We start from the raw sequence: 25,419 nt of genomic DNA on the forward strand, positions 1-25,419 counted from the left end.
AAAAATCGACTAACGGGGGCTCGAAGGTCGTGCTGGCGGTCGAGATAGTCGAAAAAATCGACTAACGGGGGTGCGAAGGTCGTGCTGGCGGTCGAGATAGTCGAAAAAATCGACTAACGCCTAGTCGCGGAAGCGGCTGTGCTAAAAAAAGCCGATCCAATCGCATAATGCGGAAGAATCGGCGCTTCTTAGTTGCCAAACTATCAAGCCGTGCCCAAAGTCACGCCCATCTTCTTTAGGTACTGGCGATAGGCGATGCTGACGCGGTCGCAGCGGAGGGAGAGCTCGGCCTGCAGGTCGAGCGGCAGGTTCTCCGGCTTCTGGTTCTCGACGATCGGCTTGTCCTGCGCGAAAATCATGTCCTGGAACTCGACGATCTCCTCGTCGGTCGTGCCCGTGTCGTAATTGAAGGAGAGGATGCCGTAGGCGACCGATTTGCCTTCTTCGACGGGACGAACGGTGAGCATGATCGTCATCAGGTTGCCGAGCTCGCGGTCGCGCTTCGTAAAGCGCACGGTGAGCGGCTTAAGGATCTTGTACGTGTAATAGACGTGCTTCGCTTGGCCGGAGCCGTCCGGATCGGGCTGGTACACCGCGATCTCCTCCGAGCGAATGCCGTCCTCTTCTTCTACCATGCGGTAATCGCCGATCTCCGCATGATCCGGCATGCCGAGGTAACCCTGGTGGATAAAGGCGAGATGGCCGACATCGAGGAAATTCTCGACGATCCGAGGAGGATTGGCGTTAACCTCTTGCGGTCCCCAGATCACATTGCGAAAGCTCGGATCTTCATCCTCGGGGTAAGAGACGAGCGGAGGCTCGCCGCCGCTTAGGTTAACCCAGACGAGACCGTACTTCTCGACGCAGGAGAACTTCTTGGCTCTGGCCTTCAGGGGGATGGCTTGTCCCTCCGGAAGCTGGGGAATCTTCGCGCATGCTCCGTCGGTATTGTATTCCCATTCATGATAAGGGCACACCAGACGGCCCTCCCTGATGCAGCCTAAGGAAAGGGCGGCTCCGCGGTGGACGCACAGGTCGGAGAAGGCGTGGACCCCTTCCTCCGTACGGAACAAAACGAGTCTCTCGCGAAGAACGACGATCGGAACGGGGCGGTCCTGAAGGTCGGAAGAACGGCAGGCGACGATCCACTCATTCGCCAGCACGGGATCGAGTTGAGTATTCGGCATAAGGTGTCCTCTTTTCCAGTCGTCTAAATGCGAACGTTTAATAACATTCTACAATTTATTGTACGTAAAAATCTATACTTTTCACGAAAAGTCCACTATAATCAAACGGTCGTTACTTTTTTAACCCATGAGGAGGTCTCAAACGAGCATTATGCAGGAACAACAGAGAACAGCGCAAAGCAGCGGTTTATTGGTCGGAGTCGACGACAAGATCGGCACCGGCAAAGCTTTCTTGCTCGGACTTCAGCACGTTCTGGCGATGGACCTATACATTGCCCCCATCATTATCGCCGGATTGCTCGGATTAAGCGGCGGAGACACCTCATTCTTCATCCAAATGTGCTTCCTGGCGACGGGGATCGGTACGCTGATCCAGACGGGGATCTTCATGCGGCTCCCGGTCGTTCAAGGCCCTTCCTATATTCCTATCGGCGCGATGGCCGCCATCGGCAATAAGCTCGGTTTGGCCGCGATGACGGGCAGCCTACTGCCGGGCGCTCTGCTTATCGCCGTTCTCGGCTTGCCGCTCAAGTGGTTCGCCAAGGCCGTTCGCAAAGTCATTCCCCCGATCGTCGGCGGTACCGTTATCATGGTCGTCGGCGTCACTTTGATTCCATCCGCGATGAACAGCATCTTCATCGCCCCCGGCAACCTCGGCAATAACGTGACGATCGCCGGCGTCTCCGCGGCCGTTCTCGTCGTCTGCATGCTGCTAGGCAGCAAGCTGAAGCGCGGCGGCACGCTGTTCCGTCTTCTCTCCGTTATCGTCGCGATCGTCGTCGGCACGATCGTCGCTTCCTTCTTCGGCACGGTAGATTTCTCTCCGGTTCGAGACGCGAGCTGGTTCAAGCTTCCGGAGCTGTTCCCGTTCGGCGCGCCTACCTTCGATCTTAGCGCCGTTCTTACGATGGCGATCGTGTACTTGATCGTCCTCATCGAAACGACGGGCACCTGGTTCGTCGTCTCCTCGGTAACGGGCAGCGAGCTGACCGAGAAGCGCCTCAATCGCGGCGCGTTCGGCGAAGGCCTCGGCTGCTTCGTCGGTTCGATGTTCGGCGGCTCTCCTATGACGGGCTATTCCTCCAATGCGGGCCTTATCGCCGTGACGGGCGTCGCCAGCCGCATGGCTATTATGGCCGGCGGAATCATCCTGCTCGCGCTTGGCCTCATTCCGAAGCTGTCCGTGCTGATCACCTGCATTCCGGAACCGGTCATCAACGGGATTTTCGCCATCGTCTGCGTCGCTATCCTGATGAACGGCATGAAGGTCATCCAGCCGCTGAAGATCGACGACCGCAACATGATGATCGTGGGCATTCCGATCGCGCTGACGCTCGGCCTTACGGTATTCCCGAAGGACGTGCTCAATACGCTTCCGGATATCGCCAATTACATTCTGTCCTCGGGAACGGCCGTCGGCGCTATCGCCGCGCTGGTGCTTAACTTGATCATCCCTAAGGGCAAAGAAGAGAAAAACGAAGGATAGATCGGCTTTAACGAGGTTAATGTTCGGGTTTGAGGGTATTTGCAGGGCTACAGATTCTAAACGCCACTAACTACCTCTTCAAAATCGAATGATTTAGCTATCATCTGCTTGACGCGTACGGATTTATCGGTTAGCATTTGAGGTGCGGCATGATTTAATCGATGCGACTAAGCGCGATGCCGAACATTCACATTCATCATTCCTTCGTATATCCTCGGCGATACGGGCCGAGAGTCTCTACCGGGAACCGCAAATTCCCGACTACGACGGATGTGGGATCGCTTTTCTCACACCCGCTCGCGGTCAGGAATTTTTTTGTTCTCTCGCGGCCATGGGCGGCACATGATTTCCTTAGTAGGAGGATGACACCACATGAATCGATACGATGTCGTTGTTGTCGGTGCCGGCCCGGCCGGTATTTTCGCTTGCTATGAGCTCACCCGCAAAGCCCCGGATCTTAAGGTTCTTCTCGTAGACAAAGGCCATGAGATCCGCCGGCGCAGCTGCCCCATTCTGGAGGAGAAAATCAAGCTATGCCCTCCGGCCGCAGGCAAGAAGGAATTCGCCGGCTGCCTGCCCGCATGTTCGATCACGGCCGGCTTCGGAGGCGCGGGAGCTTACAGCGACGGCAAATTCAACATCACCACGGAGTTCGGAGGCTGGCTGACCGATTATCTGCCGGCATCCCAGGTTCTCTCGCTGATCAAGTACGTGGACGAGGTCAACCTGGAGCACGGCGCGACTCCGGCGATTACCGATCCGACCACGGATACGGTGCGCGGCATCGAGCAGAGGGCTTACGCGGCGGGACTGAAGCTGCTGCGGGCGCAGGTTCGCCACTTGGGCACGGAGCAGAACCTGGAGATCATGAAGTCTATCGCGGATTACCTGAGCACTCGCGTGGAGATGCGGTTCAAGACGGAAGTCGACGATCTGATCACGGTGAAAATAGACGGGAAGCACAAGACGACCGGCATTCGGCTGAAGAACGGGGAAGAGATCGAAGCGGATACCGTGGTCATCGCCCCCGGACGGGACGGATCGGCTTGGCTGACGGAGGTGCTGAAGAAGCGCCGCCTGAAAATGTACAACAACCAGGTGGACGTCGGCGTTCGCGTCGAGACGTCCGACGTGGTCATGCGCGAGATCAACGAGAACCTGTACGAAGGCAAGTTCGTCTTCAACACCTCGGTCGGCACGCGGGTCCGCACGTTCTGCAGCAACCCTTCGGGCCACGTCGTCGTCGAGAACCACAGCGGCGTCATGGCGGCGAACGGGCACGCGTTCAAGGATCCGGCGCTCGGCTCGAGCAACACGAACTTCGCGCTGCTCGTCTCCCACAAGTTCACGGAGCCGTTCGACAAGCCTAACGAATACGCACGCGAGATCTGCAAGCGCGCGAACGACCTGTCTAACGGAGGCGTCATCGTGCAGAAGTACGGCGATATCCTGAGAGGCCGCCGCTCCACGGAAGCCCGCATCAAGGAAGGGTTCCTCGAGCCGACGCTGAAGGAGGCCGTGCCGGGCGATCTGGGGCTGGTGCTTCCGTACGTCACGATGAAGAGCTTGATCGAGATGGTCGAAGCTCTCGACAAGGTAACGCCGGGCATCGCGTCCGAGCATACGCTGTTCTACGGCGTGGAAGCGAAATTCTACTCCGCCCGTCCGCAACTGACGGAGAAGCTGGAGACCGAGATCGACGGTCTCTACTGCGGCGGAGACGGAGCGGGCGTGACCCGCGGCCTCGCGCAAGCGGGCGCGGCGGGCGTCTGGATCGCGCGGGCGATCGCCGAGAAGGCGGGCGTCAAGCCTCAGCCTGCGAACGTGTAACGATAGATCAGGACCTTCTTTCCGAAGCGGGCTTCATCGCTTCGGAGGGAAGGTTTTTTGTTGAATGTGGTGCAATCCGCGCATTGCTTGGTTTCGCAACCCGCATTCCCGCCGAAGTGGTGCACCCGATGCACCACATTAGCCACCCCCGAGCCGGCCGATGGTTGCGTCGCGCTGCCGATCAAACAGCCTCATTGCCTTGTCAGGAACAGCTCCGCTAAAGCTCTACCCGGGCGGGTTTGCATTTTCTATCTTAAAAAAACAAACATCTCCCCCTAATTAACTTAATTGTTCAGGATAACCAAAGCGATCATAATAAAGCCCGTAGACAACCTGAAGGGGGAAAGAACGAAATGAAAAACGGCAAAAAAGTACTTGGAGTCGTTACCGTAGCGGGCCTGCTCGCGGCGAGCCTGTCGGCTTGCGGATCCTCCAATGAAAACGACGGCAACAGCGCGGCGAGCCCGGAGCCTTCCGCCTCCGCCTCCGCGTCCGCTCCCGCTTCCTCTCCCGCGGCTTCCGAAAGCTCCGGCGAGAAAGTCACGATCACGTTCCAGAACATTTATCCGGACTCTTCCGATCCTAAGTACCAGATGCTTCACAAGATCGTAAGCGATTACGAAGCGGCTCACCCGAACGTCAAGATCGAGCTGGACTCCCTGAACACCGACCAACAGAAGCTGAAGCTCAAGACGCAAGCGGCTTCCAAGGAAGTTCCGGACATCACGATCGTCAACCCGAAGGCGCAGATGCAGCCGTTCGTCGACGCGGACCTATTCGCTCCGCTGAACGACATGGTGAAGCAGAACGGCCTGGCCGACACGTTCCAAACGGGCATTCTCGATCCTTATACGTTCAACGGCAACCTGTACGCGCTGCCTGACGGCAACAACATCGGCGTCCTTTACTACAACAAGTCGCTGTTCCAGCAAGCCGGCATCGCGAACCCGCCGACGACGTTCGAAGAGCTCGTGGCGGACGTCAAAATCCTGAAGGAGAAGGGCATTACCCCGCTCGCGATCGGCGAGAAGGATTCCTGGACCGGCTCCTTCCTGTTCATGAACATCCTGCTCCGCACGTACGGCCCGGGCTTCCTGCAAGACGTGACGGACGGCAAGACGACGTTCGAGGACCCGGCCTTCCTGGAAGCGGTCAAGGCGTTCGAGGATCTCGTCAAGGCCGGCGCGTTCCAAGACGGCGCGACTTCCTTCGACTACAACGCGGGCGAGAACCTGTTCAAGACGGGCAAGTCGGCAATGTATTACATGGGCTCCTGGGCGACCGGCGGCATCGAGACCGCCGAAGTGAGCAAGGACGGCAACGTCGGCGTCTTCAAGTTCCCTACGGTGGGCGGCAAGGGCGATCCGGACGAATACATGCTCGCGCCGGGCTCCGCGTTCGCGGTCTCCAAGAACAGCAAGCATCTGAACGAGACGCTCGACTTCCTGAACTACTTCATGCTGAACTATCCGAAGGAGCTGTTCGGCCTGAAGGGCGCGGTCGGCCTGGCTCAGAAGGTCGAAGGCGACTTCAAGGCGGCCGGGTACTCCGACATGGCGGTTACGGTTCTCGACCTGTTCAAGACCGTAAAAGGCGGCGACCTGAGCTTCGACAACACGATGAACCCGGCGACTTCCCAGGTTCACCTGTCCAGCATCCAGAACCTGTTCGTTACTCCGGACACGGATCCCGCGGCGGTGGCCAAGGAACACCAACAAGCTTACGAAGACAACAAATAATAGATTCCGTTCGGCTTGACGGAAGGGGGCGCCCGCGCTCCCCTTTCGTCATCGTCCGGGAAGCATGAAGGAGGCGTAAGCCTTGAAAGTGTTGAAGGTGTCCAACTGGACGATCGCGGCGTTCGTGCTGCCGTGTCTAATCATATACATCGGTCTCGTGTTCGTGCCGATTGGCGTGTCCGTCTATACTTCCTTCCTGGATTGGAACGGAATCGTTCCGATCGGAATGGCCAAGCACGTCGGCTTCGATAATTACCATCGCATGTTCACCGGCGACTCCGTGTTCTGGCCCTCCGTCCGGCGCACGTTCCTGCTCGCGGGCTTCTCCATGCTGATTCAGCTGCCGCTCGCGCTACTCGTTGCGATCCTGATCGGCCGCTACACCCGCAAGGCGAATTTTCTGGTCTCCAGCTACTTCCTTCCCGTCATCCTGTCCGTCGTCGTGATCGGGCAGCTGTGGAAGACGATTTACAACCCGGCCTCCCAAGGCGGCATGATCAATCAAATCCTCGACAAGATAGGGCTTCATTCGTGGACGCACAACTGGCTCACCGACCCCAAAGTGGCGATCTACGCCATCATCCTCGTCGGGTTATGGCAGTACCTCGGGTATCACCTGCTCATTCAGTTTACCGGGATTCAGAACATACCGGCCGACATCTACGAAGCCGCCAAGATAGACGGCGCCGATGGCTTCAAGGCCGATCGATATATTACGCTGCCCATGATCGTTCCGATCTTCAAGATCTCGTTCGTTCTATCCTTTATCGGTTCGCTTCAATCGTTCGACCTGATCATGGTCATGACGGGCGGGGGGCCGGCACATGCGACGGACGTCGTCGCCATGCACATGTACAACATGTCGTTCCTATCCCAGAAGTACGGCTACGGAAGCGCGGTCGGGACGTTCCTCGTCGCGATGTGCCTGCTCGTCACCGTCTTGATCAACTTCGTTTTCAACCGGCTAGAGAAACGATACTCGTAAAAAAGGAGGCGCTCCGCACATGAACCGATCCGCAACGCTGCAAGGCGCGAAGCCCGCCGTCCGATCTCCCAAGAAACGCTTGCCCGTCGCCAAGACCATCGTCTATATCATCTTCGGCATTCTTCTCGTCACGCAGCTTTACCCGCTGCTATGGCTGCTGATATACTCCCTTAAGACGAACGAGGAGATTCTCTCGGGCAGCTTCTTCGCCCTTCCGAAAGTAGCCCAATGGGTAAATTATAAGAACGCCCTCGGCGGAGGCAAGTACTGGGACTACCTGACGAACAGCCTGCTCGTTACGACCGTAACGATGGCGTGCGTCATTGTCCTCGCCTCGTTGGCTGCGTTCGCCATTACGCGATTCCGCTGGAAGTACGGCCAGTACGTCATGCTGCTGTTCCTGCTCGGAATGATGATTCCGCTGCAAGCGACGCTGCTCCCGATCATGGTCATATTCAGTAATATGGACATCCTTAACACCAGGCTGAGCTTGATCCTGCCGTACATCGCCTTCCAGACGCCGATCGCGGTGTTCATCATGAGCGGCTTCATGAAGACGATCCCGACGGAGATCGAGGAGTCCGCCATCATCGACGGAGCGGGCGTTCTGAGGATTTTTCGCAGCATCGTGCTTCCGGTCTCGATCCCGCCGATCATGACGGTGTGCATCTTGACCTTCATCAACATTTGGAACGAATACGTGCTCGCCGCGACGTTCATCTCCAAGGAGAGCCTGAAGACGCTTCCGTTCGGGGTCAACAGCTTCGTCAGCCAGTATTCCGTCAATTATGGGGCGATCGGCGCGTTCCTCGTGCTCGGGGCGCTTCCGGTGATCATCATTTACTTCTTGCTTGCCGAGAAGATTACCAAAGGCATGGTGGCCGGCGCCGTCAAAGGGTGATCGTTGCAATGACCAGATTTCAGTCCATTCACGGACGGCTGTTCCTGATCTTCCTGTTCAGCCTGCTCGGATTGCTCCTCATCGTCAGCTTCGTGTATTACCAGAGGGCAACCGAGCAGGTTCGGGACAAGGTCGGGGACGTCGCCGAGAAAAACATTTCGCAGACGGTCGGCTTGTTCGACCTGATGCTGAAAGGGTACGACAGCGTCACCAAGTCGCTTAACAGCAACAACGAGCTGATGAGGCTGCTGCAGACCGAAAGCGCCGGGGGCGTCGAAGCCGTGAACCTGGAACGCCGCATTACCGATATTCTCGGGGCGATCTTCTATTCCCGCAACGACATCATCGGGATCCACGTGGTGACGAACTCCGGCAGGGTGTACAGCTTCGATCTCTCGATCGGCGGGGCGATGCATAACTATTCGGGCCAGACCTGGTTCGAGGAGCTGAAAAAATCGACGGGCGAAATGAAATGGTTGGGCGTTTATCCGGAGTCTCTCATGAGCACGGGAATCGACCGGCCTGTTTTTGCGTTCGGGCGCCAATTGTACGAGCTCAGCACGCTGAAGTCCGTCGGCGTCGTCTTGATCGAGACGGATGCCGAAGCGATCGTCTCCGCGCTTCGCAACGCGAGCCTGGGGCCCGGGAGCAACGTGATCCTTCGCGAATCCGGGGGGAAGGAGATCATTCGGACCCAGCCGGAGGAAGACGGCATGGCGAGCCTTCCGGACGGATGGCCCGGCCCGCTCAAAGTCGGCGAGGTGCTCGTTCGGGAACACGCGGGCGCCATGGTGACGGCCGCCCGGATCAGCACGGCCGATTGGACGGTCATCGGGGTAACGCCGAACCGCGAGCTGAACCTGGAGCTGAAGCAGACCCAGCAATTCCTGCTGACGGTCATCCTCGTTCTCGTCATCGCGGCGACGGTTCTCGCGACGCTCGTCTCAAGGTCGTTCTCGTCCCCGTTCAAGCGGCTGATCCAGCAGATGAAGCAAGTGGAGCTGGGCAACTTCAAAGGCGAGGTTCGCGTCCATTCCTATCATGAGCTGAACGTTCTCGTGGGCTCGTTCAACCGGATGGTGAGGCAGATGGACGATCTGATCGAACGAATCAAGCTGGCGTCCATCAGCGAGAAGAACGCCCAATTGCAGGCGCTGCAGTCTCAGGTGAACCCTCATTTCCTGTTCAATACGCTGGACATGATTTATTGGATGCTGGACGAGAGGGAGAACGACCGGCTGGGCAAGATCATTTTATCGCTATCGCGGATTCTTCGGTTCAGCAGCGATTGGGAGGAAGCGTCCCGGACGACGCTTCGGGCGGAGCTGGAGCAGCTGGAGCATTATTTGACGATTATCGAGACCCGCCTCAAGGGCCGCGTCCGCACGAGCATCGAAGTGGATGAACGGTGGCTCGGCACGAAGGTGCCGAAGCTGATTCTGCAGCCCGTCATCGAGAACGCCGTGAAGTACGGCTTGGAGCCGCTTAATCGCGAGGGAGCTCTTCGCGTCTGCTCCAGGGAATCGGACGGCCGCCTGGAGATCGTCATCCAAGACGACGGGGTCGGCATGGACGAAGAGACGCTGCGCCGCATCCGGGAGTCGCTGAAGGATTCGCCGTCCGGCGAGCGGGACGGGCAGGCGGAGCGGCGCGGCATAGGCCTGCTGAACGTGCATCATCGCATCCGGTTGATGTTCGGGGAAGCCTACGGACTCGGTATCGAGAGCGAGCCGGATCGGGGAACGACGGTCGTCGTTTCGTTTCCGATAGAGAGAGGAGGGAACGCTTCATGAACATACTCGTGGTGGACGACGAGAGCATTATCCGAGACGGGATCGAGCGAACGATCCGCAAGACGTATCCCGAACACCGCGTTTATCTGGCTTCCAGCCCGGAGGAAGCGGTCGACCTGCTGAAGACGCTGTTCATCCATCTCGTGCTGACGGACGTTCTGATGCCCGGCATGACCGGCATCGAGCTGATGGAGATCTCGCGCAAGCGCCATGCTCACGTGAAATGGGTGTTCATCTCGGCCCATTCCGAATTCGCGTACGCCAAGGAAGCGGTCCGTCTCGGGGCGAAAGATTATTTGCTGAAGCCGATAGGCAAAGAAACGCTGATCGAGAAAATCAAAGAGCTCGGCGAGGAGGTCGAGAAGGAGAACGAGAGGACGAGCGAGACTCAGCTGCTGAAGACGAACCTGAAGCTTCTCCGCGAAGCCGTCTTCGCCCGTTGGGCGTCCGGCCTCGATCTGGGCGGGATCGACTTAACGACGTTTACCGGCAGCCATCCGAGCTTTTACCTGATCATGGTCAAAATGGAGAGCGACGCGGATCTTCGGCTCGAGCATTTTATCGTCGAGAACGTGCTGTCGGAGCTGATCGACTCGGCGGGCAAGGGGTTCGTGGCCAACGTCGACGCCAGAAGCTTGCTCGGGCTCGCGACGCTTAGCGAGGAGGGCAAGCTCTCGAAGCTGATCGAGCTGCTGCGGACTCACTTGAAACGGTATTTGAAAGTTCCGTTCCAGGTTCTTCATAGCGAGCGGATCGACGACATGGCGACCGTGCCGAAACACGTTCAGGCGATGCGCCGGACGTCCGAGTCCCAACATTACGATCATTACGCTAGCGGAGGGGAGAAGGCGATCGAGGTCGCTCTTCAGTACATCCACGCGCATCTGCCGTCGGAGCTGACTCTCGAGAAGGTCGCATCCGTCGTGTTTCTCAATCCCGTTTATTTCAGCCAGCTGTTTAAGCAGAAGACGGGCCACGGCTTCAAGGATTACGTCACCCAGCGGCGCCTCGAGCGCGCGATGGAGCTGCTTCGCGATTCCGAGCTGAAGGTCGGCGACATCAGCGAACGGGTCGGCTACCCGGACGTCCGCCACTTCTCGCAGATTTTCCGCAAGAAAACCGGCTTCACTCCCTCCGAGTACCGGCAGCACGAGCTGGAGACGGCGGGGAAGGTTGAGTAAAATCACGCGCCTTCGATGTCCGAGGACGACGAAGGCATTTCATATAATTAAATATTCAATGGGCTAATCCGAGCTTGAATTATGATACTGCATGCAGTATCATAATTTCAACATCATGATATCACATACGGTATTATGCTGTGGAGGTGTAACCTGTGTGCCCAGGATAGAAAAGCTCGTGGAGAAGATGAAGAACCAACCACATAACATAAGGTATCCAGAAGCCGTTAAGGTTTTGGAGCATTATGGTTATCAATTGGTTCGAACAAACGGCTCTCATCGTCATTTCAGAAATTCTACGGGGATGTCTAAGACAGAGAGATCAGTAAGGTTTACACGGGGGAGTTCACCTTTATTTCGAGGAGGGTGCAGGTGAAGGGTGTAATGGAAAAAAACTTGGAGTATTACTTGCGTTTGGACTATACGATGATTATCAAACATGTTTCTGATGAATCAGGAACCTATTATCATGGGAAATTTGTCGAGTTGGAGGGATGCCAGAGTACGGCAGATACAATAGATGAATTGGTTCAGAACTTAAACGAAGTAAAGAAAGACCATATAGAAATCAAACTTGAATATGGCGATCCAATTCCCGAGCCTAGGGAACTTCCAAGCGGAAATATTATGCTTAGAATGCCTAGAACTTTGCATAGAGACTTGATTGATAATGCAGAACGTGAAGGCGTCAGCTTGAATCAATATATACTGTACAAATTAAGCGGAAAAGCTAAGTGACGAAAACCTATAAAATTTAAGGAGTTGTACCCATGAGAGTTATATTAATTTATAAGTTTAAGTATGATTAGTGTTTTGAATATATGTTTAGTTTATAGGTTAACATGACGAGGACCCTACGCATATTGCGGACGGTTCTCGTTTGGTTTTATGGGGTAGAATTTGCACAAGCGCCTTCGATGTCCGAGGACGACGAAGGCGCATAGGCATGGGTTAAGCTTTCTGCTCTTGAATCTTCTCGAACGCCCGCACGAATTCCGCCGCCGGATAAGCGCCGGACAACCCGAACTTGTTGTCGATAACGAAGAACGGCACTCCGGAGATGCCCATCGCGCGGGCTTGGGCCAGGTCCCGTTCGACCTCCTCGGCGCCTTCCCCGTTCTCTAGTCTCATGCCGATTTCATGGGCGTTCAAGCCGATGTCCGTCGCCACCTCCAACAGCACGTCGAGCTTCGCGATATCGCGGCCGAACTCGAAGTAAGCGGTCATGATGGCGTCGATCCACATCTGACGTTGCTTTTCCGGGAGCAGGGCGGTCACCCGGTGGGCGAGCACCGTGTTCGGCATACGGGCGACGCGGTCGAACCGGAATACCAGGCCGACGTTCGCTCCCGCCTCCGTTACGCGCCGCGTCATCTCTTCCAGCTTCGGCCCCATTTTCCGTTCCATGGAAGCTTTGAACGGAAGTCCCTCCGGCGGGAGGGAAGGGTCGAGCAGGTAGGCGCGGTGGCTTACCTCGATCTCTTCCGCCGTCCGTTCCGTCCAGAGTTCTATTGCGTCCGACAGATTCTTCATGCCGATTCGGCACCATGGGCACACCATGTCGGAGTAAACTTGAATATGCATGCGATCACCTCGTCGATCGGAAAGTTTCGCCTCCAGTATGACAGACGGGGACAAAGGATACAATGCGCGTCAAGAGGGGTAAAAACGGTATGAACGGGCATCATGAGACAGATGGCCCGCCGCCCCGCGGGTCGGCGCGTTTCGGTGTTGACAACCACAACTGTAATTGATATTATTACAGTACGAACCGGAGGAGGCGGCAGACGATGAACAGTGAATTCATTATTGCGGTCCACAGTCTCGTGCTGCTGGCCCATCGCGAGGACGGAATGGCATCCAGCGAGGAGATCGCGGCGAATGTCTGCACCCATCCCGCGCGAGTCCGCAAGGTTCTCGGCTGTCTTCGCAAGCTCGGCTACGTCTCGACGAGAGAAGGGTCCGGAGGCGGCTACCGATTGACCTGCGACCCGATGGAAGTCACGCTCGCGGACGTTTACCGCGCCATGTCGGCAGGCTCGCTCATGCCGAACTGGTGCTCGGGGGATCCGGAGATGGACTGCATGGTCGGATCGAACATGCAGGACGTGATGAACTCGGTGTTCTGCGGGGCGGAGAAGCAGCTGGAAGCTTATTTCTCCGATATTACGATCGGAGGCATGCTGCTGAACATCGCGCAGAGGCAGCACGTCTAGCGATCGGATGGCGCTAGGATGCAACGGGAGAAGTACAGGGCCCGATCATCATATAGAGCTGAGATTTGCTAATCATACCTTTCTAGAAGGAGTGGAGTAACATGGCAGTAGTAGTAACGAAAGACAACTTCAACTCTACCGTGTCCGAAGGCGTAACCCTTCTGGACTTCTGGGCTCCTTGGTGCGGACCTTGCAAAATGCAGCTTCCGATCGTCGAGGAGCTGTCCGAAGAGCTTAAGGGATCGGCTACGGTCGGCAAGATCAACGTCGACGAAGAGCCTGAACTGGCTTCCCAATTCGGCGTCATGAGCATTCCGACGCTGATCCTGTTCAAGGACGGCCAACCGGTCGACAAGCTGGTCGGCCTTCAAAGCAAGGATTCCCTGAAGAACAAGATCCAGAACCAAATGTAAATCTTGCCCGGAGCAACGGAACGCCCTCCATTCGGCTTAATCGGCCGCATGGAGGGCGTTTTTTTGGTTCGGTGCGGCGCGCCAGGGCCAAGGCGTAAGTTCCTTGCCGGGGCGGTTGCATTCGGGAGATTAGATGGTCCATTGGCCGTGGGCGACGGCGACGAGCTTCCATTCCGGTCCGTAGGGGGTGAAGACCAGAATCAGGCTCTCCCAATCATGCCCTTCCAGGTCCTTGTCGAACCCGGGAAAATGATATTCCACGAAAGAAGAGTTCGGGTAGATCTCCGCTGCGTTCCAAGCCGTATTGCCGGAGCTGGCGAGCTTGCCCACGGACACGACCGGCGCGTCCGCAAAGTCTTGGTCGTAGACGAACTTCTCGAAGTAGTCCCGGAAGCTCAGTCGGATTGGCTCGCCGGAGCCGTCGTAAGAACCCCAGTTCAGGGCCGTATCATCCTTGAAGGACGGGAATTGATCGGCTTGGAACACGAGATCCGTCTTGTCGTCGAGATGCGGATAAGGCGAGAAACGAAGACCTAGCTCGGTATCGGTCCAAGAGGACAAACGGCTCAGATCCCGGTCGCGAAGCGCGCCTACCACCTCGTCTGCCGCCGCGGCCAGCGACTGCTCTTGAGGGGTTAGGGACGATTCGGATCCGGAAGGGGCGGCCGATGGGGTGCCGGAGTTGCCGGATTCGGCAGGAGACGCTGACTGGGTAGCTTCTGCATTGGCAGACGGAACATCCACGGTACCGGCGTCGTTGTTTGTCTTATCGCCGGCTCCGCAGCCTGCCAATAGAAGCGCAAGAAGACTCGCCGTAAGAAGCGAAAGCATTCCGCGCATCTTGATTCATTCCTCCTTCTGAAGCGTTTCGTAGATCTAGTTGTCGGTTTTCTTTTTAGACGCAGGTTTGGTCAAGATGTTCCGGTCTTATCGGGTTGGAAAAAAATATTTGGCGCTTCCCGACGGATTTCGAGACAGGATTAGGCGGGTTCGTTCATGTAATGTACATAGAAGGGTGGTATAATTTGGCGGCGAAGGATTCGGTTAGAAACGGAGGGGATCGAATGGGCGGGCGAAAAAGACCCGGACTCGGCAAGCAGCTGGCCGAGCTTCATCGATGGAACGCCTGGCTGGTCGTCGTTCTGGCCGTCAGCGGCTTGCTCTTGTCTTGGGGAGCGGCTCGCGGCTGGCTCGGGGAAGGAAGGGTATGGCTGAAGCAGCTTCATATTTATATCGGGCTGATCACGGCGGTCATTCTGGTTCTCTACGGTCCGCTGATGAAGCGCCATCTGAAGCAGATCCGAACGCGGCCCAGACAGAAGGGCAACCTGGCCGTCGTGCTCGTCCTGCTCGTCGGCTGGCTGCTGTCGGGCATCGTGCTCTGGCAGTTCCGCCATCTTCCGCCTCGTTGGTCCAACGGAGCGTTGGCGGTTCACGACCTGCTGACATGGGTTGGACTCCCTTACATCGCTTATCATTCGATTACGCGTCTTCGTTGGGCGAGGAAGCCCGAGAAACGCGCGATCCGGACGACCGAGGAGCCGGAACGGGCGGCTCCCGGAGGGGAGCCTCGCCGGGAGCCGGCGTATTCCGCCGCGGAGCCTCAAGCATGGATGAGCCGCAAGCAGTTCATCCAATGGTCGGTCGGGCTGGCGATAACGGTTGCGGTAGTCCCCCCGTTCTTCCGATGGGCGGGCCGTACGCTCGGGGATTTCGGGCCGTCGGAAGCGGGCGGAATGACGAAGGAGACCGATCCGAACCGAATGCTTCCGCCTCCAGAGCCTTTGCCGGATTCGGCGAATGTAATAGGCGGGGGAGCCCAGGGGAGATTCCGGGTGTACACGGTAACTCCGCTGCCGAAGTTCGATTCGGCCAGCTGGTCGTTTACGATAGACGGGTTGGTGGACAATCCGATCAAGTGGAATTGGGGGGATTTTCTCCAGCTTAAACGGGTCGTGCAGGTCAGCGACTTCCATTGCGTGACGGGATGGTCGGTCTATCATAATACGTGGGAGGGCGTTCCTCTCTCGCAGTTGCTCTCCGCCGCGGGAGTGAGGCCTGGGGCCCGCTTCGTCAAGTTCTATTCCGGGGACGGGGAATACACGGATGCACTGTCGCTGGAACAGGCGCAGATGGAAGACGTGCTCGTCGCGGTGCTTCACGACGGCAAGCCGATTCACCGCGATTACGGGGGGCCGGTTCGCCTGATCGTTCCGAAGATGTACGCTTATAAGTCGGTTAAATGGCTGGAGAGGATCGAGCTGATCGAGGAGCCGCATTACGGCTACTGGGAGGTTCGGGGGTACGATAACGACGCTTGGGTTTAAAAAGTAAAAATGGGGAGAATAACGGTCGGGCCGACCGTCATTCTCCCCATTCGTTTGAGGCGCGGCTATTGCGATGGCGAGGCTGCCGTCTGTTCAGATTCGAGCTTGGCTTTAACCATCAGCTCTTCGCCTTCCCTTTGGATGGAGGCGAGCGCCTCTTCTACGGTCGACTTGCCTTGGAGCACCTCGTCAATGCGGCGATCGACAAGCCGATTAAACGGCTCGAAGAAACTAACGGGGACCTTCGACTCGGCGTACGCGGGCAACTCGTTCTCCGGCAGCTTGCGGTAGAACGCCCGGTAATCCTCGTCGCCTCTCCAGGCGGGATCGTCTTGCAACGCGAGAAGGTCCCCGTTGATGGCGACGGAGGCGCGGCCCATGCGTTCGGAGTGGAGATAGGCGATCGATTCCCAAGCCCGCACCGGCTTCGAAGAGACGGTGGGGATCGCGAACACGTATCCGGTGCCGAACCAGCCCGCCCGGGAAGGATCGGACGCCCGGATCGGTCCCGTCGCGACGCCCCACCGGAACCCGGGCTCGCCCGCCTTGAGATTTCGCATGAGCGAGTCACCGTCCACGGTCATCGCAGCCAGTCCCTGCGCGAACAGCTCCGTCTGAGCCAGCGCCTCCGGACCGTAATAGGTGGTGCCGTCCCTCGTATCGCCTTCGACGGTCTGGGTCCGGAACGTTCCGTTCCGGTAGGCGTCGACGACCTCGCCGAAGATGTTCCGCCAGCCGTCCGTATCGATCGTGAGCGCGCCCGTCTGCGAGTTGACGTACTCGACACCTTCCGTATAAGAGATTTTGTTCATCAGATCGAACGGCGTGCTCACCCATTTGACGTGTAGGCCGAATTCGTCGTCGCCGAGCCGGCTGTCGTTCATGAAGCGGCCGGCCAGGTTCAGCGTATCCGCCCAAGTCATGTCGTCCTCGGGGTATGGAATTCCGAGCCGGTCGAACAGATCCTTGTTGTAATACAAGGCCGATGTGCTGAAGAAGGGAGAGAGCCCGAACAGCCGTCCTTGCTCATTGCCTTTTAAATAGTCAAGAACGGCGGGATTGAACCGGCCGAGATCCATATCGGACCGCCAGGCGAACTCCTCCAAGTCGCGCAGGAGATCGGCATCGGCCAATCGGCGGTAATCGAACACGTTCATGAGAAGCAGATCGGGCTTCTCGGTATCCAGCCAATCCCGCCACCGGCTCTCCGAGAAAGAGCTCGACTCTTCGGGGATTTCGATCAAGATGAGGTCCCAATCGGAAAAAGCGGCATCGAAATAATCCCGGTACGTCGATTCGAAAGAGTAGGCATCCAGCGTCGCGATCCTTAAGGATACCGGCTCCTCGTTCGAGCTCTTCTTCGTGCAACCGGACAACAGGCAGACCGCGAGGAGGAACAGGCAGAGTCGCCGGATCATGGCCGGGTCTCCTTCTCCGCGGCAAGCGTCCGCAGCGTTTCTTCGGCTTCGCGGTCCAGCTGTTCCAGGAACGGCTCGACCCCGAGAGAGCCGTTCAGCAGATCCCGCTCCCGTTCCTGTCCCGACTTGTAAGCCAGGTTAAGCAGCGCCTGGTAAGCGGGGTCGGCTTTCTGCTTCAGGCTGCTCAGGGACAAGGACGTATCGTACCTGGCTTCGTAGTATGCGTCTTGCGGACCTGAGTCGTCGACGGTTTCGGCTTTGACGGTGTACAAGGCGTACGGCGCCGTACGGGTTTGCCTCTCCGTCTGCTCCGGGCTCAGGATGTACTTGAGCAGCTCCCAGGCGGCATCCGGCTGCGAGGATCGGGACGGAATCGCGAACACGTAACCGATCTCCATCGCCTGCCCGCCGGAGCGCGCCGATTCGTCCAGGGCGGGAGCGGGGAGAAGGGCCCATTCGTCGTCGAATCCGATCATCTCCCGCGCGCCGGCGAGATTGCTGCCGTAATCGCTCGGCTGGAACGTCATGGCGGAACGGCCGTTCAGGAACGGGTCGAGCTTGTAGAGCTCCTTCATGGGATAGCTCTTGCCCTGTTCCATCCCCTGCTCGCCTCCGATCCAGCCGTCCCGGTACCCTTGAACGAACGAAGACCATAAACCCGTCCAAGCTTTCGAGCTTAAGGTGGACCGAAGGCCGTCCGGCGCGTACGTTCCCAGCCCCAGGCTTTGTCCGACGGTCACCGCGTTCAAGGACAGGCCCGGCCGGTAGCCGAAGCTGAGCCCGTATACGGGATCCCCGTTCTTCTCCGATCCGGCGAACCTTGCCGCAAGGCCCATCGTCTCCTCCCAGGTCAGACTTCCGGACGGTTCGGGAATGCCAAACTCGGCGAACAGCTCCCGATTATAGTACAAGCCGTATGCCGAGAACTTGTCGGCCATCCCGTACAGCTTCCCCGCGCCGGCTTCCCGAATCGTCCGCCGGACCGGCTCATAGAAGTTCTGTTCGTCGATGCCGTCCCGGAGCAGCAGCGCGTCAAGATCCGTCAGCAGGCCGGCCGACGACAGCTCGTCCAGGTATCCGAGCGGAATCTGGACCAGATCGGGCTCCTCGTTCTCGATCCACTCCCTGTAATCTTCGAGGCTTCCCATTTTCGGCACGTTTGCCGAGTAGCTAAAGCGCGCCATAGGGTGCCGGATAACAAAAGGACTGCCGTATTTCCTCATAAAATCGTCCGCTCCCGACAAATAGCCGATCTTGAGCGTCGTCGTTTCCGTCTCGCTGATGACGGGCTTCTTCTCGGGCTCGGGCTTGTTCCAGGAAGCGAGAGTGCTTCCGATTTCCGAACGGAATACCACCGCCGCCAGGATAACGGCGACCAGGGCCGCGGCCGCAAGCGGAACGATTTTCTTCTTCTTGCGTCTCTCTTGCACGGCGATTCTCTCCTTTACTTTGCGAATCGTTCCCATCGAGAAACCGCCCGTTCCGAGCGGAGTCTCCGTCAAGTGGCTCTCCCAATCCCGCTCGGCGCGCTTCATGACAATTCGCTCCTTTCTTGGCCGGACGATCCCCATGCCCGGTTCACGGCTTCCCGGGCGCGGAACAGCCGCGACTTCACGGTTCCTTCCGATACGCCGAGCAGGGCCGAAATCTCCTTCATGGACAACTGATGATGAGCGTAAAGAAGCAGCGCCTCTCGAAGCTTGCGAGGCAGCTTCAGGACGATGTCCCAGATCGCCTGGTGCTCCTCCCGGTGCAGCCACTCGTTCTCCGCCGAAGGATGGGAGGCTCTGCTCGCGTGAGGCGTCAGGAAGCTTACTTTGCGAACCCAAGAAGACCGAAGATAATCGAGCGCCGTATTTCTCGCGATCGAGAGCAGCCACGGCTTGATCGGCGACTCCCCCCGGTAGTTATGGAGATTCTGGTACGCTTTGACGAACACGTCCTGGGCGATATCCTCCGCGGCCTCCCGGCGGCAGGTCAGGAAGTAGGCGTAATTCCAGACGTCCTTGCCGTACGCGAGCATGAGCTCGTCCAGGATCTCGTTGCGGTCCAGCCCCTCGGTCATATGCTTCAAATAGTCGAACTCCACTTGCGTTCACCTCGATAAACCGACGATTAACGATGGAAAAGGTTCCCTATCCATTAAAAATTTTGGCGAGAGGTTTGTATAGAGGGATGTGGCCCGCGGGGAAAAAGAAAAGCAGCGGCTTGGAGCCGCTGCTGCTTGAATGGGAAGAGGTTGGCTACTTGGAGCGTTTGCCGGGACGATTGACGGGAGTGGCGTTCTTGGATCGGTCGATCGTGTCGTTGACGAAGGCCATATCCTGATTCTTCGCGCGCATGCGGGTCGTGCCTTTGTAGTTGCCTGCGTGGTTTTGATTTTCCATCGGTCGTTCACTCCTTAGGGCTCTTGGCGGGAAAATGCCTCAAGGACATTGTTCTCCGCTTCCGCCGCCTCTATCCGAGTAAGGAAGTGGGAGCGGGAGGGCGGCTCGCGAACCGACTTGCTTGCCTGAGTAGACGAGGCAACTCGGATTCCGGTATAATGACCTGAGAATTGAAGAGGCGAACGATCGGGCGCTTAAGGCGCTTAAGCAACGGTCGCGCTTAAGTCAGGAGTGTACTCGAATGCCACTGTCTTGTGGAATCGTCGGATTGCCGAACGTCGGCAAGTCGACTTTATTTAACGCCATTACGCAAGCCGGAGCGGAATCGGCCAACTATCCGTTCTGCACGATCGACCCGAACGTCGGCGTCGTCGAAGTTCCGGACGAACGCCTTCAGAAGCTCGCCGAGATCGTAACGCCGAACCGGATCGTACCGACCGCGTTCGAATTCGTCGACATCGCGGGCCTCGTCAAGGGAGCCAGCCGAGGCGAAGGCCTGGGCAACAAATTCCTCGCGAACATCCGCGAGGTGGACGCCATCGTTCACGTCGTCCGCTGCTTCGTGGACGAGAACATCACGCACGTCTCCGGCAAGATCGACCCGATCAACGACATCGAGGTCATCAACCTGGAGCTGATCCTCGCCGATATCGATTCGGTCGAGAAGCGCATGGAACGCTCCCGCAAGAACATGAAGGGCGGGGACAAGAAGTACGCCCAGGAGGTTGAAGTGCTGGAGCGCATTCACGCGGCGCTGCTGGAAGAGAAGCCGGCTCGCAGCGTGGAGCTGTCCGACGAAGAGAAGCTGATCGTGCGCGATCTTCACCTGCTGACGATCAAGCCGGTCCTTTATGCCGCTAACGTTCACGAGAGCGAAGCGGCGAATTCCGATTCGAACGAATACGTGGAGCGCGTGCGCAAGTTCGCGGCGGCGGAAGGCTCCGAGGTCGTACCGATCAGCGCGAAGGTGGAGTCCGAGATCGCCGAGCTGGAAGGCGAAGACAAGGAGATGTTCCTGGAGGAGCTCGGCCTGAGCGAGTCCGGCCTGGACCGTCTGATCCGCGCCGCGTACAAGCTGCTCGGCTTGTACACGTACTTCACCGCCGGCGTGCAAGAGGTTCGCGCCTGGACGATCCGCAAGGGAATGAAGGCGCCGCAAGCGGCGGGCGTCATTCACACCGACTTCGAACGCGGCTTCATCCGCGCGGAGGTCGTCTCGTACGAGGACCTCGTTAACGCCGGGTCGATGAACGCGGCCAAGGAGAAAGGCCAGCTTCGTCTCGAAGGCAAGGAATACGTGGTCGCGGACGGCGACGTCATGCACTTCCGCTTCAACGTTTGAACGAATCCGGCCCCCGGAGCTCTGCGCTTTAGAGCTCCGGGGGCCGGATTGTTTTCCGGGGGCGGATCCCCGAATGTATGGGGTTATCGGAAACCCCAACGAAAACCTCCGACAGAAACCTCCTTTTATTCCCTTCCCAGCCGTTAAGGTTAGAAATTCGTTTATTCAAGGTAGAAAAATTTTCCCCGGCACATAACAGCTTTAAAGAATAGGAAACCGTTTTATATCTCTCTGTTATCGATAACTCTCTACAATAGAGGTACGACGATTGACTCGCGACGGTTGCAAGCGACTCGTTTGAAAGCGATTGCCGAATGCCGCCGCGCGAAAACGTTCCGAAGCAGGAGGGGTCCCATGGAACCGGTCACCCGGGAAGAGCTAAAGCCCGCCCGAAGCGGGGGTATTTTATCCGAACGGTACAGATTATTTTTGTATGCGCTTCCATTTCTCGTTCTCGTCTTCTTGTTCAGCTACCTCCCGTTGTATGGATGGATCTACTCTCTCTATAATTACCGGCCGGGCTTCAAGCTAAGCGATACGCCGTTCGTCGGCCTGCAATGGTTCCGGTCGATCTTCGCGAACCCGACCCAGACGGCGGAAGTGGGACGGGTCATGAAGAACACGATCGCCATGAGCTCGCTCGGTATCCTCACCTCGGTGCTTCCGGTCGCCTTCGCCATCCTCCTTAGCGAGATCAAGGCGATGCGCTTCAAGAAGACGGTTCAGATTCTGACGACGCTTCCGAACTTCATCAGCTGGGTGCTCGTTTACGCCATCGCCTTCGCTCTGTTCAACGTGGACAACGGCCTCATCAACAAAATCATGATCGGCCTGGGGCTCCAGGAACGGGGCATCAACTACCTGGCGACCGACAACCACACTTGGCTCTCGATGATTCTGTGGAATACGTGGAAGGGTCTCGGCTGGGGAGCGATCATGTACATCGCGGCGATCACGTCGATCGATCAGGAGCTCTACGACGCGGCCAAGGTGGACGGGGCCGGGCGGTTCCGGATGATCTGGAACATCACCATCCCGGGCATTATGCCGACGTACTTCGTCCTGCTGATGCTTCAGATCGCCAACTTCATCAACAACGGCATGGAGCAATACTTCGTCTTCCAGAACCCGATCAACAAGGACCACATCGAGGTTCTCGACCTCTACGTTTATAACGCGGGCATGCTCGGGACGAACTTCTCGTTCGCGACGGCCGTCAGCATGCTAAAGTCTCTTATCAGCATTGGCCTGCTTCTGTTCGCCAACAAGCTGTCCAAGTGGGTTCGCGGCGAATCCATCATTTAACCAGGAGGGGTGACGCATATGCGCATTCGCCGCAGCTTCGGCGAAATCTCGTTCCACACTCTGAATTACGCTTTCTTTATCCTGTTCACGTTCCTCTGCGTGTTTCCGTTCTATTACTTGTTCATCAACACGATCAGCAGCAACGATTTGAGCGCAAGGGGACTCGTCACTTGGTACCCGAAAGAGATTCACTTCGAGAACTACGTTCAGATTCTCAAGATCAAAGGTCTCTCCCAAGCGGCGTTTATCTCCGTGGCGCGAACCGTCATCGGCACGGCGGCGACCGTTCTCTGCTCGGCGTTCCTCGGCTACCTTTTTACCAAAAAGAAGATGTGGGCGCGGAGCTTCTGGTACCGGTTCATGGTCGTCACGATGTACTTCAACGCGGGCATCATTCCTTGGTTCGTCATCATGATGAAGCTGAACATGACGAACAACTTCCTGGCTTACATCCTGCCGACGATCGTCTCTCCGTTCTTCATCATTCTCGCCAAGACTTTCATCGAATCGATCCCGGAGGTGCTGCAGGAATCCGCGGAGATAGACGGGGCGGGCACCCTGACGGTGTTCTGGAGAATCATTCTGCCGCTCATCAAGCCGATCGCGGCCACCATCGCCATCTTCGCCGCCGTCACGCAATGGAACTCGTTTATCGACACGGTGTTCCTCATGACCGACCAGACCTATTACACGCTGCAGTTCGTGCTTTACAAGTACCTGAACGAATCGAATTCGCTCGCGGCCATCATCCGGAGCGGAGGAACGGCCAACATCGACTTATCCAAGATGCAGACGGCCACCTCGGTGCGAACGACCGTCTCGATGATCGTCGTCATTCCGATCATGCTCGTCTATCCGTTCTTCCAGCGCTTCTTCGTCAAAGGGATCATGATCGGCGCGGTCAAGGGCTGATTCCGGTTTCTTCCCGAAGGCCGATTGCGGAACGGTCTGCTATTCATCTTTAAGGAGGTGATCGGGGGGCGCGCGGGACTGCCGCGCTTGTCGATTCGCGACCGATTTGGACCGCGGCTTCACCAGTAAAGAAATCAAAGGGAGGCATTCCAGTTGAACAAGAAGATTAGAAAAGCAGGACTGGCGTCCACCGCCGCGCTGCTCGCGCTGAGCCTTGCGGCTTGTTCGTCGAACAACAACGGCGGCGACGCATCCCCGTCGGCTTCTACCGGCGCATCCGCCGGAGCCTCTCAGGAGGCTTCCGCTTCGCCGGCCCGCGACGAGTACACGATCGACGTCTTCTCCATGCTGTCCAACTTCTCCGGCGAGCAGCAAGGCTGGTTCGCCAAAGTCGTGAAGGACAAATTCAACCTGAAGCTGAACATCATCTCCTCCAACCTGGAGGGCGGAGGAGACGTCAAGTTCAACGCCATGATGTCTTCCGGAGACCTGGGCGACCTCGTCGTGTTCGGCGACGACGGCCAGAAGTACCAGGACGCCATCAAAGCCGGCATGCTGCTCGATTGGACCCAGAACGGACTTCTCGATACTCACGGCAAGAACATTATGCAGTACGCTCCGAAAGCGATCGAGAAGAACAAGGTGAACTTCGGCGGCGGCTCGAAGGTGTACGGCATCGGCTTCGACGTCGGCGAAGACAAGGACGGTCCGTCCGAGGGGAAGGACCTGACCTACCACCCGAACCTGCGCTTCGACCTGTATCAGCAAATCGGCAGCCCGGCCATCAAGACGATGGAGGATTACCTGCCTGTGCTTAAGAAGATGCAGGAGCTTGAGCCGAAGAGCGATTCCGGCCGTCCGACCTACGCCTTCTCCATGTGGAAGGATTGGGACGGCAACATGATGATGAACACGAAGGCCTGGGCCGGCTTGCACGGCTTCGACGAGACCGACGGCTTCAGCAACGGCGGCTTCACGCTTATTTCCGCCGACAAGGACGAGATACAAGGCGTTCTCGACGAAGACGGGTATTATATGCGCGGCCTGAAGCTTTATTTCGACGCCAATCAAATGGGGCTGGTCGACCCGGATTCCCTGACGCAAACGTTCGACGACGTCGTCAACAAGATGACGGACGGCCAACTGCTGTTCACCTGGTTCCCGTGGATGAACACGTACAACACGCCGGAGCGTCTCGCGGAAGGCAAAGGCTTCGCGCTGGTGCCGTTCGAAGAAGAGCGCACGTTCTCTTACGGATTCAACCCTTACGGCGGCAACCGCGTATGGGCGATCGGCGCCAAGGCGAAGAATCCGGAGCGGATCATGGAATTCCTCGACTGGATGTACAGCCCGGAAGGCGTGATCGTATCCAATTACGGTCCGGAAGGCCTTGCCTGGAAGAAGGGCGCGGACGGCAAGCTTGAGCTGACAGACCTCGGCAACGAGGCTTTCCCGTCGAACCAGACTCCGATTCCGGAGGAATTCGGAGGCGGCACGTGGAAGGACGGCCAGAACCAAATCAACAACACGACGCTGAAGATGACGGCTACGAATCCGGAGACGGGCGATCCGTACCAGTACGATCTGTGGACGTCGTATCTCGCCAAAGCTCCGAACAAGCTCGAAGAGAATTGGCGCGCGGCGATGGGCGGCGCGACGACGGCGAGGGAATATCTCGAGAAGAACGGCAAGCTCGCGGTCAATAAGCAGATCTTCACGGGTACCGCGCCCGAGCTCATCAGCGACGACCTGTCCCAGAAGCAAAGCCAAGTGGCGCAAGTCATCAAGCAATACTCCTGGAAGATGGTATTCGCCAAGGACGAAGCCGAATTCGACAAGCTGAAGAACGAAATGATCGAGAAATCCAAGGGTCTCGGCTACGACGACGTGCTGAACTGGAACAAAGAGCAGAACGAGAAGACGTTCGGCTATCGCAAGCAGTAAACGGAGATCCCCCGGGGAACCTCCGGAGAGAGTCGCAGGTATGGGAAGGGCGC

Annotated in this window: 23 protein-coding genes and 1 riboswitch; of the genes, 16 read left to right on the plus strand and 7 right to left on the minus strand. The window is 57.5% G+C overall.

What is annotated here, in order from left to right; translation table 11 throughout:
* Positions 1 to 203: 203 nt before the first annotated feature.
* Positions 204 to 1,187, minus strand: coding sequence for an aromatic ring-hydroxylating dioxygenase subunit alpha (locus tag H7B67_RS28175; RefSeq protein ID WP_185123234.1), 984 nt, complete (start codon positions 1,185 to 1,187; stop codon positions 204 to 206).
* 151 nt (positions 1,188 to 1,338) lie between these two features.
* Here H7B67_RS28175 and H7B67_RS28180 point away from each other — a divergent pair, with 151 nt between their 5' ends.
* The 9 genes from H7B67_RS28180 to H7B67_RS28220 all read left to right on the plus strand — a co-directional run bounded on the left by H7B67_RS28180 (position 1,339) and on the right by H7B67_RS28220 (position 11,840).
* Complete coding sequence (locus H7B67_RS28180; RefSeq protein WP_185123235.1) at positions 1,339 to 2,673, plus strand: uracil-xanthine permease family protein; 1,335 nt, start codon at positions 1,339 to 1,341, stop codon at positions 2,671 to 2,673.
* A 184-nt stretch (positions 2,674 to 2,857) separates the two neighbouring features.
* Positions 2,858 to 2,957, plus strand: a riboswitch (purine riboswitch).
* A gap of 88 nt (positions 2,958 to 3,045) precedes the next feature.
* Positions 3,046 to 4,503, plus strand: a complete 1,458-nt coding sequence (locus H7B67_RS28185) for an NAD(P)/FAD-dependent oxidoreductase (protein ID WP_185123236.1) — start codon at positions 3,046 to 3,048, stop codon at positions 4,501 to 4,503.
* A 353-nt stretch (positions 4,504 to 4,856) separates the two neighbouring features.
* The gene (locus H7B67_RS28190) at positions 4,857 to 6,242 is read left to right on the plus strand and encodes an extracellular solute-binding protein (RefSeq protein WP_185123237.1); all 1,386 of its coding nucleotides are present in this window, start codon (positions 4,857 to 4,859) and stop codon (positions 6,240 to 6,242) included.
* A gap of 82 nt (positions 6,243 to 6,324) precedes the next feature.
* Positions 6,325 to 7,227: a carbohydrate ABC transporter permease gene (locus H7B67_RS28195; RefSeq protein ID WP_185123238.1), complete on the plus strand. Its 903-nt coding sequence runs from the start codon at positions 6,325 to 6,327 to the stop codon at positions 7,225 to 7,227.
* A 19-nt stretch (positions 7,228 to 7,246) separates the two neighbouring features.
* Positions 7,247 to 8,128: a carbohydrate ABC transporter permease gene (locus H7B67_RS28200; RefSeq protein ID WP_185123239.1), complete on the plus strand. Its 882-nt coding sequence runs from the start codon at positions 7,247 to 7,249 to the stop codon at positions 8,126 to 8,128.
* An 8-nt stretch (positions 8,129 to 8,136) separates the two neighbouring features.
* On the plus strand, positions 8,137 to 9,921 hold the full coding sequence (locus H7B67_RS28205) for a sensor histidine kinase (RefSeq protein ID WP_185123240.1): 1,785 nt from the start codon (positions 8,137 to 8,139) through the stop codon (positions 9,919 to 9,921).
* The gene (locus tag H7B67_RS28210) at positions 9,918 to 11,102 is read left to right on the plus strand and encodes a response regulator transcription factor (RefSeq protein WP_185123241.1); all 1,185 of its coding nucleotides are present in this window, start codon (positions 9,918 to 9,920) and stop codon (positions 11,100 to 11,102) included. Before H7B67_RS28205 ends, H7B67_RS28210 begins: the two co-directional genes overlap by 4 nt.
* Positions 11,103 to 11,289: 187 nt before the next feature.
* Positions 11,290 to 11,478 (plus strand): type II toxin-antitoxin system HicA family toxin, encoded by a 189-nt coding sequence (locus H7B67_RS28215; RefSeq protein ID WP_246476057.1) that lies wholly within the window; start codon positions 11,290 to 11,292, stop codon positions 11,476 to 11,478.
* Positions 11,475 to 11,840: a toxin-antitoxin system HicB family antitoxin gene (locus H7B67_RS28220; RefSeq protein WP_342592357.1), complete on the plus strand. Its 366-nt coding sequence runs from the start codon at positions 11,475 to 11,477 to the stop codon at positions 11,838 to 11,840. Before H7B67_RS28215 ends, H7B67_RS28220 begins: the two co-directional genes overlap by 4 nt.
* A 213-nt stretch (positions 11,841 to 12,053) precedes the next feature.
* On the opposite strand, the gene H7B67_RS28225 is transcribed toward H7B67_RS28220, so the two are convergent.
* On the minus strand, positions 12,054 to 12,686 hold the full coding sequence (locus tag H7B67_RS28225) for a DsbA family oxidoreductase (protein ID WP_185123243.1): 633 nt from the start codon (positions 12,684 to 12,686) through the stop codon (positions 12,054 to 12,056).
* 206 nt (positions 12,687 to 12,892) lie between these two features.
* Between H7B67_RS28225 and H7B67_RS28230 the strand changes: the two genes are divergently transcribed.
* Both H7B67_RS28230 and trxA read left to right on the plus strand, forming a co-directional pair.
* A complete protein-coding gene (locus H7B67_RS28230) occupies positions 12,893 to 13,318 on the plus strand; it encodes an RrF2 family transcriptional regulator (protein WP_185123244.1) in 426 nt (141 codons plus the stop codon).
* A 101-nt stretch (positions 13,319 to 13,419) separates the two neighbouring features.
* Positions 13,420 to 13,731 carry a thioredoxin gene (gene trxA / locus H7B67_RS28235; protein WP_185123245.1) on the plus strand — a complete coding sequence of 104 codons (312 nt, stop codon included), beginning with the start codon at positions 13,420 to 13,422 and terminating at the stop codon, positions 13,729 to 13,731.
* Positions 13,732 to 13,860: 129 nt separating this feature from the next.
* Here the strand turns inward: trxA and H7B67_RS28240 are convergent, their stop codons facing one another.
* Complete coding sequence (locus tag H7B67_RS28240; RefSeq protein WP_185123246.1) at positions 13,861 to 14,571, minus strand: hypothetical protein; 711 nt, start codon at positions 14,569 to 14,571, stop codon at positions 13,861 to 13,863.
* A 224-nt stretch (positions 14,572 to 14,795) separates the two neighbouring features.
* On the opposite strand from H7B67_RS28240, the gene H7B67_RS28245 reads away from it, so the two are divergent.
* On the plus strand, positions 14,796 to 16,058 hold the full coding sequence (locus H7B67_RS28245; RefSeq protein WP_185123247.1) for a molybdopterin-dependent oxidoreductase: 1,263 nt from the start codon (positions 14,796 to 14,798) through the stop codon (positions 16,056 to 16,058).
* Positions 16,059 to 16,123: 65 nt separating this feature from the next.
* On the opposite strand, the gene H7B67_RS28250 is transcribed toward H7B67_RS28245, so the two are convergent.
* The 4 genes from H7B67_RS28250 to H7B67_RS28265 form a co-directional block, all read right to left on the minus strand.
* Positions 16,124 to 17,476 carry an ABC transporter substrate-binding protein gene (locus tag H7B67_RS28250; RefSeq protein WP_185123248.1) on the minus strand — a complete coding sequence of 451 codons (1,353 nt, stop codon included), beginning with the start codon at positions 17,474 to 17,476 and terminating at the stop codon, positions 16,124 to 16,126.
* Positions 17,473 to 19,011, minus strand: a complete 1,539-nt coding sequence (locus tag H7B67_RS28255) for an ABC transporter substrate-binding protein (protein ID WP_185123249.1) — start codon at positions 19,009 to 19,011, stop codon at positions 17,473 to 17,475. Before H7B67_RS28255 ends, H7B67_RS28250 begins: the two co-directional genes overlap by 4 nt.
* Positions 19,008 to 19,565 carry a sigma-70 family RNA polymerase sigma factor gene (locus H7B67_RS28260; RefSeq protein WP_342592355.1) on the minus strand — a complete coding sequence of 186 codons (558 nt, stop codon included), beginning with the start codon at positions 19,563 to 19,565 and terminating at the stop codon, positions 19,008 to 19,010. The genes H7B67_RS28255 and H7B67_RS28260 overlap by 4 nt, the downstream gene beginning before the upstream one ends.
* A 154-nt stretch (positions 19,566 to 19,719) precedes the next feature.
* The gene (locus tag H7B67_RS28265; protein ID WP_185123250.1) at positions 19,720 to 19,863 is read right to left on the minus strand and encodes a hypothetical protein; all 144 of its coding nucleotides are present in this window, start codon (positions 19,861 to 19,863) and stop codon (positions 19,720 to 19,722) included.
* Positions 19,864 to 20,104: 241 nt separating this feature from the next.
* On the opposite strand from H7B67_RS28265, the gene ychF reads away from it, so the two are divergent.
* The 4 genes from ychF to H7B67_RS28285 all read left to right on the plus strand — a co-directional run bounded on the left by ychF (position 20,105) and on the right by H7B67_RS28285 (position 25,366).
* Positions 20,105 to 21,205 carry a redox-regulated ATPase YchF gene (gene ychF / locus H7B67_RS28270; protein ID WP_185123251.1) on the plus strand — a complete coding sequence of 367 codons (1,101 nt, stop codon included), beginning with the start codon at positions 20,105 to 20,107 and terminating at the stop codon, positions 21,203 to 21,205.
* 354 nt (positions 21,206 to 21,559) lie between these two features.
* Entirely contained in the window at positions 21,560 to 22,510 is a 951-nt protein-coding gene (locus tag H7B67_RS28275; protein WP_185123252.1) for an ABC transporter permease, read from the plus strand.
* 18 nt (positions 22,511 to 22,528) lie between these two features.
* On the plus strand, positions 22,529 to 23,422 hold the full coding sequence (locus tag H7B67_RS28280) for a carbohydrate ABC transporter permease (RefSeq protein WP_185123253.1): 894 nt from the start codon (positions 22,529 to 22,531) through the stop codon (positions 23,420 to 23,422).
* Positions 23,423 to 23,575: 153 nt separating this feature from the next.
* On the plus strand, positions 23,576 to 25,366 hold the full coding sequence (locus tag H7B67_RS28285) for an extracellular solute-binding protein (protein ID WP_185123254.1): 1,791 nt from the start codon (positions 23,576 to 23,578) through the stop codon (positions 25,364 to 25,366).
* Positions 25,367 to 25,419: the final 53 nt, after the last annotated feature.

It is taken from the genome of Cohnella thailandensis, from assembly GCF_014212135.1.
Taxonomy (GTDB): Bacteria; Bacillota; Bacilli; order Paenibacillales; family Paenibacillaceae; genus Cohnella; species Cohnella thailandensis.

Bases quoted from the DNA above. Each gene is read 5' to 3' on its own strand.
- H7B67_RS28175 (WP_185123234.1), bottom strand. From the start codon at position 1,187: ATGCCGAATACTCAACTCGATCCCGTGCTGGCGAATGAGTGGATCGTC.
- H7B67_RS28180 (WP_185123235.1), top strand. From the start codon at position 1,339: ATGCAGGAACAACAGAGAACAGCGCAAAGCAGCGGTTTATTGGTCGGA.
- H7B67_RS28185 (WP_185123236.1), top strand. From the start codon at position 3,046: ATGAATCGATACGATGTCGTTGTTGTCGGTGCCGGCCCGGCCGGTATT.
- H7B67_RS28190 (WP_185123237.1), top strand. From the start codon at position 4,857: ATGAAAAACGGCAAAAAAGTACTTGGAGTCGTTACCGTAGCGGGCCTG.
- H7B67_RS28200 (WP_185123239.1), top strand. From the start codon at position 7,247: ATGAACCGATCCGCAACGCTGCAAGGCGCGAAGCCCGCCGTCCGATCT.
- H7B67_RS28205 (WP_185123240.1), top strand. From the start codon at position 8,137: ATGACCAGATTTCAGTCCATTCACGGACGGCTGTTCCTGATCTTCCTG.
- H7B67_RS28210 (WP_185123241.1), top strand. From the start codon at position 9,918: ATGAACATACTCGTGGTGGACGACGAGAGCATTATCCGAGACGGGATC.
- H7B67_RS28215 (WP_246476057.1), top strand. From the start codon at position 11,290: ATGAAGAACCAACCACATAACATAAGGTATCCAGAAGCCGTTAAGGTT.
- H7B67_RS28225 (WP_185123243.1), bottom strand. From the start codon at position 12,686: ATGCATATTCAAGTTTACTCCGACATGGTGTGCCCATGGTGCCGAATC.
- H7B67_RS28230 (WP_185123244.1), top strand. From the start codon at position 12,893: ATGAACAGTGAATTCATTATTGCGGTCCACAGTCTCGTGCTGCTGGCC.
- trxA (WP_185123245.1), top strand. From the start codon at position 13,420: ATGGCAGTAGTAGTAACGAAAGACAACTTCAACTCTACCGTGTCCGAA.
- H7B67_RS28240 (WP_185123246.1), bottom strand. From the start codon at position 14,571: ATGCGCGGAATGCTTTCGCTTCTTACGGCGAGTCTTCTTGCGCTTCTA.
- H7B67_RS28245 (WP_185123247.1), top strand. From the start codon at position 14,796: ATGGGCGGGCGAAAAAGACCCGGACTCGGCAAGCAGCTGGCCGAGCTT.
- H7B67_RS28250 (WP_185123248.1), bottom strand. From the start codon at position 17,476: ATGATCCGGCGACTCTGCCTGTTCCTCCTCGCGGTCTGCCTGTTGTCC.
- H7B67_RS28255 (WP_185123249.1), bottom strand. From the start codon at position 19,011: ATGAAGCGCGCCGAGCGGGATTGGGAGAGCCACTTGACGGAGACTCCG.
- H7B67_RS28265 (WP_185123250.1), bottom strand. From the start codon at position 19,863: ATGGAAAATCAAAACCACGCAGGCAACTACAAAGGCACGACCCGCATG.
- ychF (WP_185123251.1), top strand. From the start codon at position 20,105: ATGCCACTGTCTTGTGGAATCGTCGGATTGCCGAACGTCGGCAAGTCG.
- H7B67_RS28275 (WP_185123252.1), top strand. From the start codon at position 21,560: ATGGAACCGGTCACCCGGGAAGAGCTAAAGCCCGCCCGAAGCGGGGGT.
- H7B67_RS28280 (WP_185123253.1), top strand. From the start codon at position 22,529: ATGCGCATTCGCCGCAGCTTCGGCGAAATCTCGTTCCACACTCTGAAT.